The sequence below is a fragment of the Streptomyces sp. A012304 genome (assembly GCF_026008495.1).
Lineage (GTDB): Bacteria > Actinomycetota > Actinomycetes > Streptomycetales > Streptomycetaceae > Streptomyces.
On record NZ_BQUN01000096.1, the window covers coordinates 132479 to 147368 of the forward strand.

The window sequence follows — 14890 nt, forward strand, 5'->3', positions numbered from 1 at the left end:
GTGAAGGGCCTCTCGTGGGAGCGAGGGGCCCTTCGGCGTCCTCCCCGGTCAGCCTCCGGTACGCCCGCTCCCCCGGCGGCCGCCACCACACCGGGTCCGCGCACCGCACGCCCTCCCTCCGCAGCAGCCCGCGCTGGATCTTGTTGGTGGCGGTGACCGGCATCCGCTCCACCACCCGCACGAACCGGGGCGCCATCTTCGTCCCCAGGTCCGGCTGGGCGCGCAGGAACGCGGCGAAGGAACGCGGCTCGAAGTGCCCCGCGATCGTCGCCATCACCTGGTCCCCGGTGACCGGGTCCGGCACCGCGTACACGGCGACGGCCAGCGCGCCCTCGTACCGGGCGAGGATGTTCTCGATCATCGCGGCGGCCAGGTTCTCCCCGTCGACCCGCAGCCGGTCGTCGGTGCGGCCCGCGAAGTAGAGGTAGCCGTCGGCGTCGCGGCAGAAGAGGTCCCCCGTCCAGTACCAGCCGCCTCCCGCGGGTTCCCCTCCGCGCCGTTCCGCCTCCGCCCGCGGGTTGCGCCAGTACCCCTCGAAGGCGTTCGGGCCCCGGTTCACCAGCTCCCCGATCGCCTCGTCGCCGTTCAGCAGCCGGCCCGCCGCGTCGAACGCGGCCGGCGGGCACTCCGCGCGGGTCCGCGGGTCGAGGACGACGAGCCCCGGCCCCGCCCGGCCGACCGCCCCCGGCGGGGTACCCGGTGACCACTGGACCGCCGCCCCGCCCTCCGAGGACCCGTACCCCTCCACCAGCCGCACCCCGAACCGCCGCTCGAACGCCGCCGCGTCCGCCGGGCCCGCCTCCGTGCCGAACCCCAGCCGCAGCCGGTGGTCCCGGTCGTCGGCGCTCGCCTCGGTGGCCAGGACGTACTGGATCGCCCGGCCCACATAGGTGAAGTACGTCGCCCGGTGGCGCCGTACGTCCGCGAGGAAGCCGGACGCCGAGAAGCGGCGGCGCAGCGCCACGCCCGCGCCGGCCGTCAGCGCGGGCGCCCAGTCGGCGATCACCGCGTTGCCGTGGAACATCGGCATGCAGACGTAGTGGACGTCGTCCGGGGTGACGTCGAACTGCCCGGCCAGCGCGCGGCCGGCCGCCGCGACGCGGCCCTGGGTGCGGATCGCGGCCTTCGGCGCGCCCGTCGAGCCGGAGGTGAAGCAGAGCAGCAGCCGGTCGGAGGGGGCGGCGCGGGAGGGGTCGGGGCGGGCGTCCGCGTACGGGGCGAGCAGGGCCGCGTACTCCTCGGTGTCGGTGATCAGCAGGCGTACGCCCGGCAGGTCGAGGCCGCGCAGCAGCGGCAGGTGGGTCCGCTCGGTGATCAGCAGACGGCACTCGGTGTGCAGGATGTCCCGGGCGAGCTCGGGGCCCCGGCGGGTCGGGTTGATCCCGGCGACCGCCGCGCCCGCGAGCGCCGCGGCGGACAGCCACAGCGGGTACTCCGGGGTGTTGTCCAGCAGCACCCCGAGGTGCGGCGGCCCGTCCGGCGGCAGCAGGTCGGCCAGCAGCGCGGCCCGGGCGGCGGCGCCGGCCGCGACCTGGTGGTGGGTGAGGACGGTGTCCTCGCACCACAGCCCCGGACGGTGGTCGCCCCAGCGGGCGTGGACGAGTTCGGCGACGGTCCCGGTGGTGGACTCCATGGGCGCGCACGGTAGTTGACGTGGCGTCAGATGTGGAGGGGTGAGCCGGGGACGTCCGCGTGCACCGCCGCACGGCCGGCGGGCCCGGGCGGTGCACGCGGATGTCACCCGTGGGGGGTAACAACTGCTGCGTGATTCATCGGTGAATCCGCAACGGGTCAGAACGAGACGTCCGAGCAGGCGTAGAACGCGTTGCCCGTGTCGGCGATCGTCCACACCGCGAGGACGACATGGTGGCCGCTCAGTCCGGACGGCAGGCGTCCGGTGTGGGAGAGCGTGGCCGGCGGGCGCTGGCCGTTGTACGGGACCGTGAAGAACGGTGTGAGGTTGAGGTCGGAGCGGGACAGAGCGTGGTTCTGGTTCCAGCCCTGCTTGGTGATGTAGTACCGGAAGTCGGTGGTGGCGTGCATGGCCGTGAACTGCCAGCGGAAGGTGTGGTTCTGGCCGCCGGTCACCCTGGTCGTGGGCCAGGCGCCGCCGCCCGGCCTGGTGGGCGCGTCGAGCGCGGCGAACCGGCTGTGACCGGCGGAGCAGATCCGCCCGTCGGCCGGTCCGGAGGCGGGGAAGCCCTTGGGGCCCTCGACGCTCTGCGGCTCCCACTGGATGTCGCCGCAGCCCGTCACGGTGCCGTTCTGGCAGAGCTTCTGCCGGCTGATGGGGAGGTCGGTGTAGCCGTGGCTGCTCGCGCCGCCGGCGGAGAGCGCGAAGGCTCCCGCCGTGGTCAGCCCGAGCGCGGCGGCGTACCACTTGGTCTTCTTGCGCATGCTGCCGCTCCTGGAGAACGTGGGGAGTTCGGTGAGCCGTGCGTGCAGGTCTAGACCAAGTTTGAGATTAGGGGCGTTCGTTGAACATGTCCATACCAATCGGGGGGCTTGTTCGACGGGTCGTCAGGGCGTCTGCTCGCCGCGCCCCGCGCAGAACGCCACCGTCAGGTCCTTCACCAGCGCCTTGCGCTCGTAGTCGTCGAGTTCGACGAGCCCGCGCATGGTCAGCCGGGTGACCGTGTCCTCCACCGAGTCGACCACCGAGGTCAGCACGGAAGCCCGGTGCTGGGCGTCGAGCGCGGCGATCCGGCGACGGTTCATCGCGGCCGCCACCTCCGGGGCGTACTCCACCCGCAGCGGCTGCACCGAGTACACCTCCAGGCCGACCGCGCCCGCCTCCCGCGCGACCCGCCGGGTCAGCGCCTCCCCGGTCGCCGCGATACCGCCCCGCACGGAGCCCGGCGTCTCCACCGGGATCCGCGCGAGGGCCGCCTCGACGCACTCACGCAAGTACGCCTCGTGGTCCTCCACCCCGAGCGTGGCCCGCGCCGTGTCCCGCACCCGCCACACCACCAGCGCCACCACCCGCAGCGCGACCCCGTTGGCGTCGGCGGCCGGCATCGCCTCGCTGCGCCAGTGCCGCAGCCGGACGTCGACCCGGCGGCGCAGCAGCAGCGGGTTCACCCACAGCAGACCGGTGCGCCGGACCGTCCCCCGGTAGCTGCCGAACAGGTCCAGCACCCAGGCCCGGCCGGTCCGGCCCCGGGCCAGCCCGCCGAAGCCGAACAGCCCGAGCGCGGCCGCCCCCGTGTACGCCGCCCACTGCGCGGGGCCGAGGCCGGCACCGGCGTATGTGGGCAGCCGCAGCGCCTCCACCAGCAGCGGCGGCAGCACCCCCGCCCACCACGAGGCGGCCACACAGCCCACCGCCCCACAGGCGCCCGCGGCCACGCCCGCCGCGCCGGGCAGCACCCGGGCGGGCCGCTCCACCAGGTCCGGGTCGACCTGCGGGACGGGCCGGACCTGCGCCGGCGCGGGCCGCCGTACGCGCGGCTGCTCCCCGGTGCCCGTCCGGCTGCCCACCACCGCGGGCGCGAGCGGCACCGGCCGCGGCTCGGGCTCGTCCCGGAACAGCAGGTGGACGGGGATCTCGGTGGTCGCCTCGTTCTGGATCAGCCGCGTGGGCCGGGAGGGCGGCGGTCCCTCGGAGTCGGGCGTCTGTGAAGTGGTCGTGTTCGCGCTCATGCGTGCCTCCAGCCTCCGCGCCAGATACGCCATGCCAGTGAATGAACCGAGAGGGCCGGCCTAGGAGAACAGCCGCCGCCAGGTCTCCGGCCCCGGGAAGCCGTCGGCCGCGCGGCCGCGCCAGCCCTGGGCTCGTTGGAAGGCCTCGACGCCCCGCCGGTCCGCCTCGCCCCAGCGCGGTCCGGGTCCCGTCGCGTAGAACCTCCCGAACCCCTTCTTCGCCAGCTGTCTCCCCAGCTGGGTGACGTACGCGTTCTCCGCGCCCGGCCGGAACATGGCCCGTCCCGGGTAGGCGGGGACACCCGTCGCCGGGGCGGGGGCCGGGGGCCGTGCCGGGGCGGGGGCCGCCGGTCCGGCCGTGCCCGTCACCACGTTCCGGCCCCGGCCGGTGGCCAGCAGCGACCAGGTCAGCGGACCGGGCATGCCGTCGGCGTCCGCGCCGCGCCAGCCCTGGGCCAGCTGGAACGCCTGGGTGGCCCGCCGGTCGGCCTCCGACCAGCGTGGGCCGGGCCCCGAGGAGTAGTAGCGCCCGGCGCCGCGCTGGACGAGGAGCCGGCCGAGCAGGGTGACGTACGCGTTGTTCGCGCCGGGCCCGAAGTAGGCCCGCCCGGGGTAGGCGGGCACGGCCCCTCGGCCGGGTTCGACGCCGTGGCCGGGTTCAGCGCCGTGGCCGGGTTCTGCGCCGTGATCCGGCCCGACGTCGTAATCCGCTCCGACGTAGTAATCCGGTCCGACGTCGTAATCCGGTCCGACGTCGTAATCGGGCTCGGGTCCGGGACCGGCGCTGCCTCCGCCGCCCTCCTCCGGCTGCCGCCCCGTCCCGTCGGTCTCGCTGACGACGCCGTTGTAGCGGTAGGGGACGTACCGGTGGGAGTTGCTCCAGTAGGCGTAGGGCGTGGCCTGGCGGCGGGTGGCCGGGCGGGTCTGCTCGTAGGCGATGTAGTAGATGTGCGTGTAGTCGGTCCAGCCGCCGAAGAGGACGACGTGCGAGCCGCGCTCCGGGTCGGCCGGGTTGTGGAACAGCAGCATGTCGCCGGGCTGGAGCTCGTCCTTGGCGATCCGCGTGGCGTACTGGCCGAGACTGCCCGTCCACTCGTTGCCGGGCAGGCCCCAGGCCATCGAGACATAGCCCGAGCAGTCCTGCCGGTAGCCGTCGTACCAGTAGGAACTCATGCTGTACGGCACCTGCGCCGCGACCCAGGTCCTGGCCCGCCGGAGGATCTCCGCCCGCGTCGTCTGCGGCACCCTCGCCGTGGTCACCGGCCCCGTGGGTTTCGCCGGCCGGCCGCCCGGACCGTGCAGCGGCGCCTTGCCGCCCTGCGGCGTCGCGGGCTCCTCACCAGCGGGAAAGCCCTGCCGGTCGGGGTCGTGCGGGGCGGCGAGCGCCGGTACGGCGTGACCGGCGCCGAGCGCCGCGGAGGTCGCCGCGGCGACGACGACGGCGCGGGGGGCGGCCGGGTGACCGACCGGCCCGGCGGGCACGGGACGCGGACTCGTCCGCCGCCGGTGGGCGCATCCGGGGCAGTCGCAGTCGCTCCCGGGATCGAATTCCTCGAATACCGGAGGCTCCATGCGATTCCCCTCACACTCCAGATGGAAATGTCCGCGACTGTGCACGTTCGCCAGTCTTTCCCAACTGTCGTGCGCCCGCGCACGATGGCGGTCCGAATGATGTACGCGGGTGGTCCGCGGTCCGCCCGCGGTGGTCGCCCGGCGGTCGCCCGGGTGGCCACCCGGCTGGTCCGGAGCACCCCTGGGCGTCATGTAGAGTTAACGACGTCAGCAGGCGCCGCTAGCTCAGTTGGTTAGAGCAGCTGACTCTTAATCAGCGGGTCCGGGGTTCGAGTCCCTGGCGGCGCACCGACGAGAAAGCCCCTCGCGAAAGCGAGGGGCTTTCTGCTGGTCGAGGGCTTCTCACCGACGGTCGGAGTGGCTCAGACCGCCGTCCCCGTCAGATACGCCGACACGATCACGTTCGCCGTGTAGCTACGGGTCGCCCGGTCGAAGGTGCCGCCGCAGGTGATCAGCCGCAGCTCGGCACGGCCCGGCTCGCGGGTGCCGTAGGCCTGATGGGCGTCGAAGCGGTCGAGGGGGATCACGTCCACGTCGTCGACGGTGAATTCGGCGACCTTCCCGTCGTCCCGCATGACACGGATCGTCCCGCCGGCCACGAGCGTGCTCAGCTTGTAGAAGACGGCGGGGCGGGACTCGGTGTCGACATGCCCGACCATCAGGGCGGTGCCGACGGCCCCGGGCCGCACGCCGGCCGCGTACCAGCCGACGATGCCCGCCTGGTCGTAGGGCGGCGGGTCGATCGCGCCCCGGGCGTCCAGGCCGCGGGCCACGACCGGTGCCTGCACGCCCAGCTCGGGGATGTCCACGCGCTGTGGCAGCGCCGGGCGGAGCGGTTTCGCGGGGGACGGCAGCCCGGCGCCGGCCGGACGCCCGACCGCGGCCACGTCACCCGTGGCCGGCACGGACGCCCCGGGTCGTACGTCGGTCACCTCGCGCCCCCACAGCCACAGCCCGAGCAGCAGCAGCGCCCAAGTCACACCGGTCAGCAGACGCCCCGAGGAGCGTTCGTGTTCGGCCATGGTCAGTCCGTCCCACGGCTCCGGCGGATCGTCCGGAGCGCCACGGCGACGGCGGCGACGCCCGCCAGGACCAGTCCCGTGACCGCGTGGGCGGTGCCGGGGCCGTCCACGCGGGAGGCGTCGGCGGAGGCGAGGGGGGCGGCGCCACCGCCGCCGGCGTGCACGGGGGCGACCGGCGAGGCGGGGGTCGACGGCCGTGTCGAAGGCACGGCCACCTGGATGGTGCCCTTGACCCGGAAGTCGACGCAGGTGATCGTCACGGCGTAGACGCCGGCGTGCAGCGAGGAGCGGATCCTCGTCTCGCCGGCGAGGGTGCCGCCCGAGCCGGTCAGCCGGGCGTCGGAGACGAACGCCTCCGACACGGCGGTGGCCGTCTTCCCGACACAGCCGCTGACCCGCAGCGAGACCTCGGCGCCCGGGGAAGGGGTCGCGGGGGTCACCGAGACCTCGCCGCCGCCGGTCGCGGCGGGGGCGGCGAGGACCGCGGGTGCCGCCCGTCCGGCGGGCGCGTTGGCTGCGGCGGGTGCGTTTGGCGCGTTGGGTGCCTCCCGTGCGGCGGGTGGGTTGGGTGCCGCCGGTGCGGCGTGCGCCGCCGGGAGCAGGGCCGTGGCGGCGAGCGCGACGCCCGCACAGAGCGTTGCCTTCAGTGAACTCATGGTGAACCTCCAGCTATCTGGAGGCTCCTCCCCCGGGCGGCGCCCCGCATCTCCAGGCGCCGGGCCGCTGCTCCGAACGGGTCGCTTCGGGCGGGGTGCGGGTTTCAGATCCGGTCGACGAGATCGGCGATGGAGTCGACGACCTTCGACGGGCGGTACGGGAAGTTCTCGACCTGCTCGGGCCGGGTCAGGCCGGTCAGCACCAGATACGTCTGCATCCCGGCCTCTATGCCGGCCAGTACGTCGGTGTCCATGCGGTCACCGATCATCGCGCTGGTCTCGGAGTGCGCCCCGATCGCGTTGAGCCCGGTCCGCATCATCAGCGGGTTGGGCTTGCCGGCGAAGTACGGCTGCTTGCCGGTGGCCTTGGTGATCAGCGCGGCCACCGCGCCGGTCGCCGGCAGCGGGCCCTCGGTGGAGGGGCCGGTCTCGTCCGGGTTGGTGCAGATGAAACGGGCGCCGTCGTTGATCAGCCGGACCGCCTTGGTCATGGCCTCGAACGAGTACGTGCGGGTCTCGCCCAGAACGACGTAGTCGGGCTCGTGGTCGGTGAGGATGTAGCCGATGTCGTGCAGCGCGGTGGTCAGGCCGGCCTCGCCGATGGCGTACGCGGAACCGTTCGGCCGCTGGTCGTCCAGGAACTTGGCGGTGGCCAGCGCGGAGGTCCAGATGTTCTCGATCGGCACGTCCAGGCCCATGCGGCGCAGTCGGGCGTGCAGATCGCGCGGGGTGTACATCGAGTTGTTGGTCAGCACGAGGAACGGCCTGCCGGACTCGCGCAGCTTCTTCAGGAAGGAGTCGGCACCGGGGATCGGAACACCCTCGTGGATGAGAACCCCGTCCATGTCGGTGAGCCACGACTCGATGGGCTTGCGGTCTGCCATGTGCGGAGTCTCCTGCCGTACGCGCGAGGCGATGGTGCGTGCGTGCCGCGCTGCCGCGTACTGCGCGCAGCGCGCGGCCCAGCCTAATCACAGGCCCGATCATGAGGGAATGGGCGGGTTTCCCAGGGCTTGGCGGGTTTCCCGGGGCTTGGCAGGTTCCCAGGGCTTGGCGGGTTTCCCGGTGCTTGTGAGGAGGCGGGGCGCTGCGGCGCCTACGGCGAGGAGGAGGGCGGCGGCGCGGTGCCGCGTCAGCGGCGGCGACTCAGGAGGAGGGCCGCGCCGGCGGCGACCAGGCAGGTCGTGGTGGTGAGGATGACGGCGGGGGAGGCGAGGCCGGTTCGGGCGAGTTGCTCGGCCTCCTCGGCCAGGGAGGGCAGGCCGGTGTCCGGCTCCGGGGCGGTGGGATGGGTGCCCGGCTCGGGGGTGGTGGGATGGGTGCCCGGCTCGGGGGTGGTGAGGCGGGTGCCCGGCTCGGTGGCGGTGGAGTGGGTGCCCGGTTCGATGAGGAACGTGTAGTCGTTCGACTGGCCCACCCACTCGCCGTCGCTCCCCTGCCGCTGCACGACGGCGGCGTTGACGGTGACCTCGTCGGGTTCGGCGTCCGACGTGAACGCGAGGCGGAGCTTGACGGTGAGGGTCCGGCCGGCGGCGACGGTGAAGCCCCGGAAGGGGGTGGTGGTCTCGCCGGTGAGCACGCCGACGAGTTCGTCCGCGTCGGTCTCCTCGAAGCGGACGGCGTGCGGGTCGCCGTCGGCGTAGAACTCCAGCCGTGGCTGTGACGGCTTCAGCGTCCGCTCTGCGTCGACCAGGACGACGACCGGGTGGACCCCGGCGCAGGGACGGCGGGTGATGTTGGTGAGGTCGAGGTACCAGACGCCGTATCCGCCCCCGGCCCGGTAGGTGGCGGGGCCGCCCCGCAGGCGGGTGGTGAGCGGGAACTCCTCCAGGCTCTGCCCGACACAGCTCGGCGCGGCCTCCCTCGGGGCCGCGAACGCCTCCGACCTCGGGGCCGCGAACGCGGACGGAGCCACGGGCAGACCGACGGCAGCGGCAGCTGCGGCGGCGAGGCAGAGGGCTACGGGCGTGCACAGTCGCATGGAAACGTGAGCTTGCCGGAGGGGACGGGCCGGCCCGGCACGCCACTCCGCACGGCCGTGCGAATGCCCTCGATCGGCCGAGGTGCGCTCCCCGCGTCAGCCCTCCGCTCGGCCGAACACCGGCGCCAGCAGCAGCTGGGCCGCTCCCTCGGCCACGCTCCGGGGACCACCGGGGGCGAGGCGGACCGGTACGGGGCCCTCGGGGGTGCCCTCACGGCGGGCGCGGGCGGTCAGGACGGTGGTCACTCCGTGGACGAAGGGGGCCGGGGCGGAGGTGATCGTACGGCCGCCGAGGAGGACGAGGTCGATGTCCAGCAGGCCGACGAGGTTGGCGGCGCCGGCGCCGAGGACCCGGGCCGCCTCGGCCACGTCACCCCGGTCGATGGCCGCGAGACACAGCGCCTCGACACAGCCCCGGTTGCCGCACGGGCAGGGCGGGCCGTCCAGCTGGATGACCTGGTGGCCGAACTCGCCCGCGCCGGTACGGGCCCCCCGGTGCACGCTCCCGCCGATCACCAGGCCCGCGCCGAGCCCCGTACCGAGGTGGAGATAGGCGAAGGAGCCCCGTTCGCCGCCGACCGCGAGGCCCAGCGCGGCGGCGTTGGTGTCCTTGTCGACGACGACCGGCACCCCGAGCCGCCGCGCCAGCGCGTCCCGCAGCGGAAAGCCGTCCCACTCGGGGAAGCCGGTGACGCGGTGCAGGACGCCGTGGGTGTGGTCGAGAGGGCCGGGGAGGGCCACGCCGACACCGAGGAGCGTGCCGTACGCCGAGAGCGCCGCGCCGGCGGCCTCCTCCTCCGTCCCCCCGACGGCCCTCTCCCTCTCCCCGGCACACGTCCTGACGGCCCACTCCCTCCCGCCGATACCCCTCCTGACGACCTCCTCCGCCTCCCGGACCACCGCCCCGACGACCGCTTCCGCCCCCGCCCCCAGGTCCAGCGGCACGCACCGCTCCCCCACCACTCCGCCGTCGAGGTCGGCCAGGACCACCCGCAGTTCGTCGCGGTCGAGGTGGACGCCGACCGCGTGCCCCGCCTCGGGGACGAGCCGCAGGACCGTGCGCGGCTTGCCGCCCGTGGAGGCGCGGTGGCCCGCCTCCACCGCGAGCCCCTCGGCCCGCAGCCGCGCGGTGATCTTGCTGACCGCCTGCGGGGTGAGGCCGGTGCGCTCGGCGAGTTCCAGGCGGCTGATGCCGTCCCGGCCGGCCGTGCGCAGCAGGTCCAGCACGAGCGCGGTGTTGTGACTGCGCACGGCCAGCTGGTTCGCCCCCGGCCCGCCCGCCCCGGCCTGCCTGCCCACCCCCATGGGACCCCTGGTCCCGTCCGGACCCCTCGGCCCGACCGAGCCGCCGCCCACGCCGTCGTTCGTCCTGTTCACGCGCCCATTGTCCCCTGTGCTTGCACTTTGGCAACAGCGTTGCGAAAGTAGGCGTATGACTGCTGCTACTCCCCGCCGCGTGGGCCTCGTCGGCTACGGCCTCGCGGGCTCCGTCTTCCACGCCCCGCTGATCGCCGCCACCGAGGGCCTCGCCCTCAGCGCGGTGGTGACCTCGAACCCCGAGCGGCAGGAGCAGGCCCGCGCCGAGTTCCCGGACGTCCGCGTCGCCGCCACCGCCGAGGAACTCCTCGCCCGGGCCGACGACCTCGACCTGGTCGTCGTCGCCTCCCCGAACCGGACGCACGTACCGATCGCCACCGCCGCCCTGAAGGCGGGCCTGCCGGTCGTGGTCGACAAGCCGGTCGCCGGCACCGCCGCCGAGGCGCGGGAACTGGCCGCTCTCGCCGAGGAGCGCGGTCTGCTCCTCTCCGTCTTCCAGAACCGCCGCTGGGACAACGACTTCCTGACCCTGCGCGCGCTGCTGGAACAGGGCGAGCTGGGCGACGTACAGCGCTTCGAGTCCCGCTTCGAGCGGTGGCGGCCGCAGCTCAAGGGCGGTTGGCGCGAGTCCGGCGACCCGGCAGAGATCGGAGGTCTGCTGTACGACCTCGGCAGTCACCTCGTCGACCAGGCGCTGGTCCTCTTCGGCCCGGCCGTCTCCGTGTACGCCGAGGCCGACGTCCGCCGCCCGGGCGCGCGGACCGACGACGACACCTTCCTCGCGATCACGCACGCCAATGGCGTCCGCTCCCATCTGTACGCCTCCGCGACGGCCGCCCAGCTCGGTCCGCGCTTCCGGGTGCTGGGCTCGCGCGCGGGCTTCGTGAAGTACGGCCTGGACCCGCAGGAGGCCGCCCTGCGGGAGGGCGCCCGTCCCGGCGCCGGCTGGGGCGAGGAACCCGAGGAGCTGTGGGGCCGCGTCGGGGCCGGCGACTCCCCGCTGACCGGCGGCGGACGACCCGTACGGACCCTCCCCGGCGACTACCCCGCCTATTACGCTGCGGTGGCCAAGGCACTGATCGACGGCGGCCCGGTCCCGGTGACCGCCCAGGAGGCGGCCGCCGCGCTCGACGTCCTGGAGGCGGCCCGCCGTTCGGCACGAGACGGAGTGGTGGTGACACTGTGACCCACGAGATCACCCCGAAGTTCACCCCGGAGATCACCCCGAGCCTGGAGGAGCTCCAGGCGCAGGAACGGCGGCTGGTCTTCCGCCAGTTCACGCACGACGACGCCTGGGCGCTCGGCTCGCTCCTGGTGGAGCTGGCCCGCGAGCGCCAGGCGCCGGTGGCCATCGACATCCACCGCGCCGGCCAGCAGCTCTTCCACGCGGCGCTGCCGGGCTCCGCCCCCGACAACGACGCCTGGATCGCGCGCAAGCGCCGGGTGGTGGAGCGCTTCGGCGCCTCCTCCTACCTGGTGGGCTCCCGCTACCGGGCCAAGGGCACCACGTTCGAGGAGTCCTCCCGCCTCGACCCCGACACGTACGCGGCCCACGGCGGCTCCTTCCCGATCAACGTCGAGGGCGTCGGCGTGATCGGCGCGGTGACGGTGTCGGGCCTACCGCAGCTGGAGGACCACCGCTTCGTGGTGGAGGCGCTGGAGGAGTTCCTGGCCAAGGGGTGAGCGGCCGGCCGGAAACCCTCCCCAGGGCGGACGCGGGGAGCGGCGGCCGAACGGGTGAGCGCGGGGAGCGGCGGCAGCGACCGCGGAAACGGTTCGCCGTCGCCGTACTCCCGCGCCCGCCCGCCCATGGCCTCTCAGGCGTCCTTGAGTTCCTGCCGCTGCCTGCCGAGCCCGGAGATCTCCAGTTCCACCACGTCCCCGGCGCGCAGGAACGGCTTGGGGTCCGGCCGGCCCAGGGCGACCCCGGCAGGCGTGCCCGTGTTGATGACGTCACCCGGGTACAGGGTCATGAACCGGCTGACGTACCGCACGACCTCCCCCACGGGGAAGATCTGCTCGGCCGTCGTCCCGTCCTGCTTCAGCTCCCCGTTGACCCAGAGCCGCAGGGAGAGGTCCTGCGGGTCGGGCACCTCGTCCGCCGTGACCAGCCACGGCCCCAGCGGGTTGAACGTCTCGCAGTTCTTGCCCTTGTCCCAGGTCCCGCCCCGCTCGATCTGGAACTCCCGCTCCGACACGTCATGGGCCACCGCGTACCCGGCGACATGGGCGAGCCCCTCCTCGGCCGACTCCAGGTAGCGGGCCGTGCGCCCGATGACGACCGCCAGCTCCACCTCCCAGTCGGTCTTGGCGGACCCGCGCGGCACCAGCACGGTGTCGTACGGGCCGACGACCGTGTCCGCCGCCTTGAAGAAGATGACGGGCTCGGCGGGCGGCTCGGCCCCGGTCTCGCGAGCGTGGTCGTGGTAGTTCAGCCCGATGCACACGATCTTGCCGATCCGCCCGACCGGCGGTCCGACGCGCAGCCCGGCCGGATCCAGGGAAGGCAGCTCCCCGAACTCGGCGGCCGCCCGGATCCGGTCGAGCGCCGCGTCGTCGGCGAGCAGGGCGCCGTCGACGTCGGTCACGACGCCCGACAGGTCCCGCAGTGTTCCGTCGGCCTCCAGCAGCGCGGGGCGCTCCGCACCCGCCGTACCGACTCGCAGCAGCTTCATGATCACAATCTCCCTCGATCGCGGGGCGCCCACCGACGTGTGCGGCCATCGGAGGACTGGTCGATCGTCCAAGCCGGCAGTCCACTCCGCAATACCCGGTTCACGTACTGGACCGTCATCCGCTCTGCGGGCGGTACAGGACGGCTCGCTCCACCGCGCTCCAGGCGGTGCTGGTGACGATGTACAGCGCGGCGGCCAGCGGGACGACGGCCACCGTGACGAGGGTGAAGAAGGACAGGAACGGCATGGCCTTGGTGACGGCGCCCATCCCGGGGACCTCCTCGCCGCCGGCCATCGCCGGGTTGGTGGCCATCATGCGCTTCGAGAGGCGGTAGCTGAAGGTCGCGACCGCCGTGACGACGGCGAACAGTCCGAGGTAGACCAGCCCCGCGTCGCCGAACATCCCGCCGGCCGCGAGCGCGTCGGTCCAGCGGTCGCCCAGGGGCGCGTCGACCAGCCGGTGGGTGAGCAGCTCGTTGGTCTCGCCGCCGACCGTGGAGTGGGAGAAGACGTAGTAGAGGAGGAAGAAGGCGGGCAGTTGCAGCATGCTGGGCAGGCAGCCGGACAGCGGTGACACCTTCTCCCGCGTGTGCAGTTCCAGCACCGCCCGCTGGAGCTTCTCCGGGTCGCGGGCGTGCTTCTTTCGCAGCTCGGCGATGCGCGGCTGGAGCGCGGCCCGGGCCTTCTGCCCGCGCGCGGCGGCCCGGGACAGGGGGTGGACGAGCAGTCGTACGAGCGCGGTGAACAGGACGATCGCGGCGGCGGCCGCGGAGGCCTGGAAGAGGGGCGCGAGCAGGTCGGCGAACCGCTCGACGAGGTGGACGAATGCGGACATGAGGACGGACATGGGTGCGGAGCCCTCCGGGGGTCTCGTCGTGCCGGGGTGTCGGAATGCCGGTGGCGGCATACGGGCATGCCGGTGAGGCATGCGGATGCCGGGCCGGACATGCGGATGCCGCTGAGGCATGCGGATGCCGGGCCGGGCATGGCGGCATGACGACCCGCGCGGGGTCACCTGTGCGTGTTCTTGTGCTGCGGGTGCCCTACGCGGCGGTCGTCGCGAGGGCGTGCCCGGGTGCCCTGGGCCGGGGCCGTCCGGAGGCGTCCGGATCCCGCTGCGGCAGGAAGGCCGTACGGCGGTCCCGGTCGCGGATGGCCGTACGCACCCGGGTGGGCGGCACGGCGGGGGCGGAGCGCGCGGCGACCACGCCGCACACGGCGAGCGCGGCACCGGCGGCGGCGGTCGCGGCGAGCGCGACGGTGGCCGAGAGACCGCCGGCGTCGAAGAGGGCGACGTCGAGGAGGAAGAAGAGGAGGACGGCGGTGGGCCGCAGCGCGGCGAACCAGTCACGCATCACTGGCGCCCCCTCCCTGTCGTCCCGTCTCGCCCGGGTGTCTGTTGTCTGTCATCGGTTATACCCGACGGTCCCGCCGATGGTCATGGCCGAGGGGACCGTACCTGTGTGGAAATCAGCCTGCCCCACACCACCAGACGGTACTTGGACGTGTACTCGGGGGTGCAGGTGGTGAGGGTGAGGTAGTGGCCAGGGGCGTCGTAGCCGCGGGCGGGATGGACGGCCGAGCGCGGCACGGGACGCAGGACGTCGGTGTCGCGGGGCGAGGTCTGCGGCAGGACGGTGTCGACGGCGTAGATGTAGGTCGCCTCCGCCGTCTCGACCTCGACCGTGTCCCGCGGGCGGAGCCGGTCGAGGCGGCGGAAGGGCTCGCCGTGGGTGTTGCGGTGCCCGGCAAGGGCGAAGTTGCCCGGTCGGCCGGGCTGTTGGGTGCCGGCGTAGTGACCGGCGTAACCCTTGTCGAGGACGCCCCGCTTGCTCGTGCCCTCGGCGACGGGGACACGGAGGCGGAGACGGGGGATGGTGAGGATGGCGTAGGGCTGGGAGGGGGCGGGCCGGGAGACGGGCAGGGGCGCGATGGCACCGGCTTCGCCGTTCCCTCTGGTCTCACCGGTCTCACCGGTCCCGCCGGTTTCCCCGGGGCGGGTGGAGGGGCTGCCGTCGGCCGGGG

The 14890-nt window shown here is 73.9% G+C and carries 15 protein-coding genes and 1 tRNA gene; 3 read left to right on the forward strand and 13 right to left on the reverse strand.

From position 1 onward, the window contains the following. The 4 genes from ALMP_RS21560 to ALMP_RS21575 all read right to left on the reverse strand — a co-directional run. The coding region (locus tag ALMP_RS21560) for an AMP-binding protein (protein ID WP_264930749.1) at positions 1 to 1633 on the reverse strand (1633 nt) is incomplete at its 3' end. Positions 1634 to 1791: 158 nt separating this feature from the next. Then, complete coding sequence (locus tag ALMP_RS21565) at positions 1792 to 2397, reverse strand: lytic polysaccharide monooxygenase (RefSeq protein WP_264930751.1); 606 nt, start codon at positions 2395 to 2397, stop codon at positions 1792 to 1794. A 123-nt stretch (positions 2398 to 2520) separates the two neighbouring features. Next, positions 2521 to 3642: an SPFH domain-containing protein gene (locus tag ALMP_RS21570; protein ID WP_264930753.1), complete on the reverse strand. Its 1122-nt coding sequence runs from the start codon at positions 3640 to 3642 to the stop codon at positions 2521 to 2523. Between the two features lie 60 nt (positions 3643 to 3702). Beyond that, positions 3703 to 5214: a peptidoglycan-binding protein gene (locus ALMP_RS21575; protein ID WP_264930756.1), complete on the reverse strand. Its 1512-nt coding sequence runs from the start codon at positions 5212 to 5214 to the stop codon at positions 3703 to 3705. 214 nt (positions 5215 to 5428) lie between these two features. On the opposite strand from ALMP_RS21575, the gene ALMP_RS21580 reads away from it, so the two are divergent. Beyond that, positions 5429 to 5502, forward strand: a tRNA-Lys gene (locus tag ALMP_RS21580). Between the two features lie 74 nt (positions 5503 to 5576). On the opposite strand, the gene ALMP_RS21585 is transcribed toward ALMP_RS21580, so the two are convergent. From ALMP_RS21585 to ALMP_RS21605, 5 genes are all read right to left on the reverse strand, one after another. Further along, positions 5577 to 6236: a class F sortase gene (locus ALMP_RS21585; protein ID WP_264930758.1), complete on the reverse strand. Its 660-nt coding sequence runs from the start codon at positions 6234 to 6236 to the stop codon at positions 5577 to 5579. 2 nt (positions 6237 to 6238) lie between these two features. Further along, positions 6239 to 6892: a hypothetical protein gene (locus ALMP_RS21590; RefSeq protein WP_264930760.1), complete on the reverse strand. Its 654-nt coding sequence runs from the start codon at positions 6890 to 6892 to the stop codon at positions 6239 to 6241. Between the two features lie 104 nt (positions 6893 to 6996). Beyond that, entirely contained in the window at positions 6997 to 7776 is a 780-nt protein-coding gene (locus ALMP_RS21595; protein ID WP_264930762.1) for an HAD-IIA family hydrolase, read from the reverse strand. A gap of 248 nt (positions 7777 to 8024) precedes the next feature. Then, the gene (locus ALMP_RS21600; protein WP_309299514.1) at positions 8025 to 8807 is read right to left on the reverse strand and encodes a hypothetical protein; all 783 of its coding nucleotides are present in this window, start codon (positions 8805 to 8807) and stop codon (positions 8025 to 8027) included. 162 nt (positions 8808 to 8969) lie between these two features. Then, positions 8970 to 10178 (reverse strand): ROK family transcriptional regulator, encoded by a 1209-nt coding sequence (locus ALMP_RS21605; RefSeq protein WP_264930968.1) that lies wholly within the window; start codon positions 10176 to 10178, stop codon positions 8970 to 8972. 127 nt (positions 10179 to 10305) lie between these two features. Here ALMP_RS21605 and ALMP_RS21610 point away from each other — a divergent pair, with 127 nt between their 5' ends. Then, complete coding sequence (locus ALMP_RS21610; RefSeq protein WP_264930764.1) at positions 10306 to 11376, forward strand: Gfo/Idh/MocA family oxidoreductase; 1071 nt, start codon at positions 10306 to 10308, stop codon at positions 11374 to 11376. Continuing rightward, positions 11373 to 11873: a heme-degrading domain-containing protein gene (locus tag ALMP_RS21615; protein WP_264930767.1), complete on the forward strand. Its 501-nt coding sequence runs from the start codon at positions 11373 to 11375 to the stop codon at positions 11871 to 11873. Before ALMP_RS21610 ends, ALMP_RS21615 begins: the two co-directional genes overlap by 4 nt. Before the next feature lie 134 nt (positions 11874 to 12007). Here ALMP_RS21615 and ALMP_RS21620 read toward each other — a convergent pair whose 3' ends face one another. From ALMP_RS21620 to ALMP_RS21635, 4 genes are all read right to left on the reverse strand, one after another. Then, positions 12008 to 12865: a fumarylacetoacetate hydrolase family protein gene (locus ALMP_RS21620; protein WP_264930770.1), complete on the reverse strand. Its 858-nt coding sequence runs from the start codon at positions 12863 to 12865 to the stop codon at positions 12008 to 12010. 115 nt (positions 12866 to 12980) lie between these two features. Beyond that, positions 12981 to 13700, reverse strand: a complete 720-nt coding sequence (locus ALMP_RS21625) for a YidC/Oxa1 family membrane protein insertase (protein WP_264930772.1) — start codon at positions 13698 to 13700, stop codon at positions 12981 to 12983. 208 nt (positions 13701 to 13908) lie between these two features. After that, positions 13909 to 14220, reverse strand: coding sequence for a DUF6412 domain-containing protein (locus ALMP_RS21630; protein WP_264930774.1), 312 nt, complete (start codon positions 14218 to 14220; stop codon positions 13909 to 13911). 83 nt (positions 14221 to 14303) lie between these two features. Continuing rightward, positions 14304 to 14890 (reverse strand): class E sortase (locus ALMP_RS21635; RefSeq protein WP_264930776.1); only part of this gene is annotated, 587 nt, incomplete at its 5' end.

Coding starts and splice junctions, on each gene's coding strand:
- ALMP_RS21610 (WP_264930764.1), top strand. CDS start 10,306: ATGACTGCTGCTACTCCCCGCCGCGTGGGCCTCGTCGGCTACGGCCTC.
- ALMP_RS21630 (WP_264930774.1), bottom strand. CDS start 14,220: ATGCGTGACTGGTTCGCCGCGCTGCGGCCCACCGCCGTCCTCCTCTTC.
- ALMP_RS21590 (WP_264930760.1), bottom strand. CDS start 6,892: ATGAGTTCACTGAAGGCAACGCTCTGTGCGGGCGTCGCGCTCGCCGCC.
- ALMP_RS21575 (WP_264930756.1), bottom strand. CDS start 5,214: ATGGAGCCTCCGGTATTCGAGGAATTCGATCCCGGGAGCGACTGCGAC.
- ALMP_RS21565 (WP_264930751.1), bottom strand. CDS start 2,397: ATGCGCAAGAAGACCAAGTGGTACGCCGCCGCGCTCGGGCTGACCACG.
- ALMP_RS21570 (WP_264930753.1), bottom strand. CDS start 3,642: ATGAGCGCGAACACGACCACTTCACAGACGCCCGACTCCGAGGGACCG.
- ALMP_RS21585 (WP_264930758.1), bottom strand. CDS start 6,236: ATGGCCGAACACGAACGCTCCTCGGGGCGTCTGCTGACCGGTGTGACT.
- ALMP_RS21625 (WP_264930772.1), bottom strand. CDS start 13,700: ATGTCCGCATTCGTCCACCTCGTCGAGCGGTTCGCCGACCTGCTCGCG.
- ALMP_RS21605 (WP_264930968.1), bottom strand. CDS start 10,178: ATGGGGGTGGGCAGGCAGGCCGGGGCGGGCGGGCCGGGGGCGAACCAG.
- ALMP_RS21620 (WP_264930770.1), bottom strand. CDS start 12,865: ATGAAGCTGCTGCGAGTCGGTACGGCGGGTGCGGAGCGCCCCGCGCTG.
- ALMP_RS21595 (WP_264930762.1), bottom strand. CDS start 7,776: ATGGCAGACCGCAAGCCCATCGAGTCGTGGCTCACCGACATGGACGGG.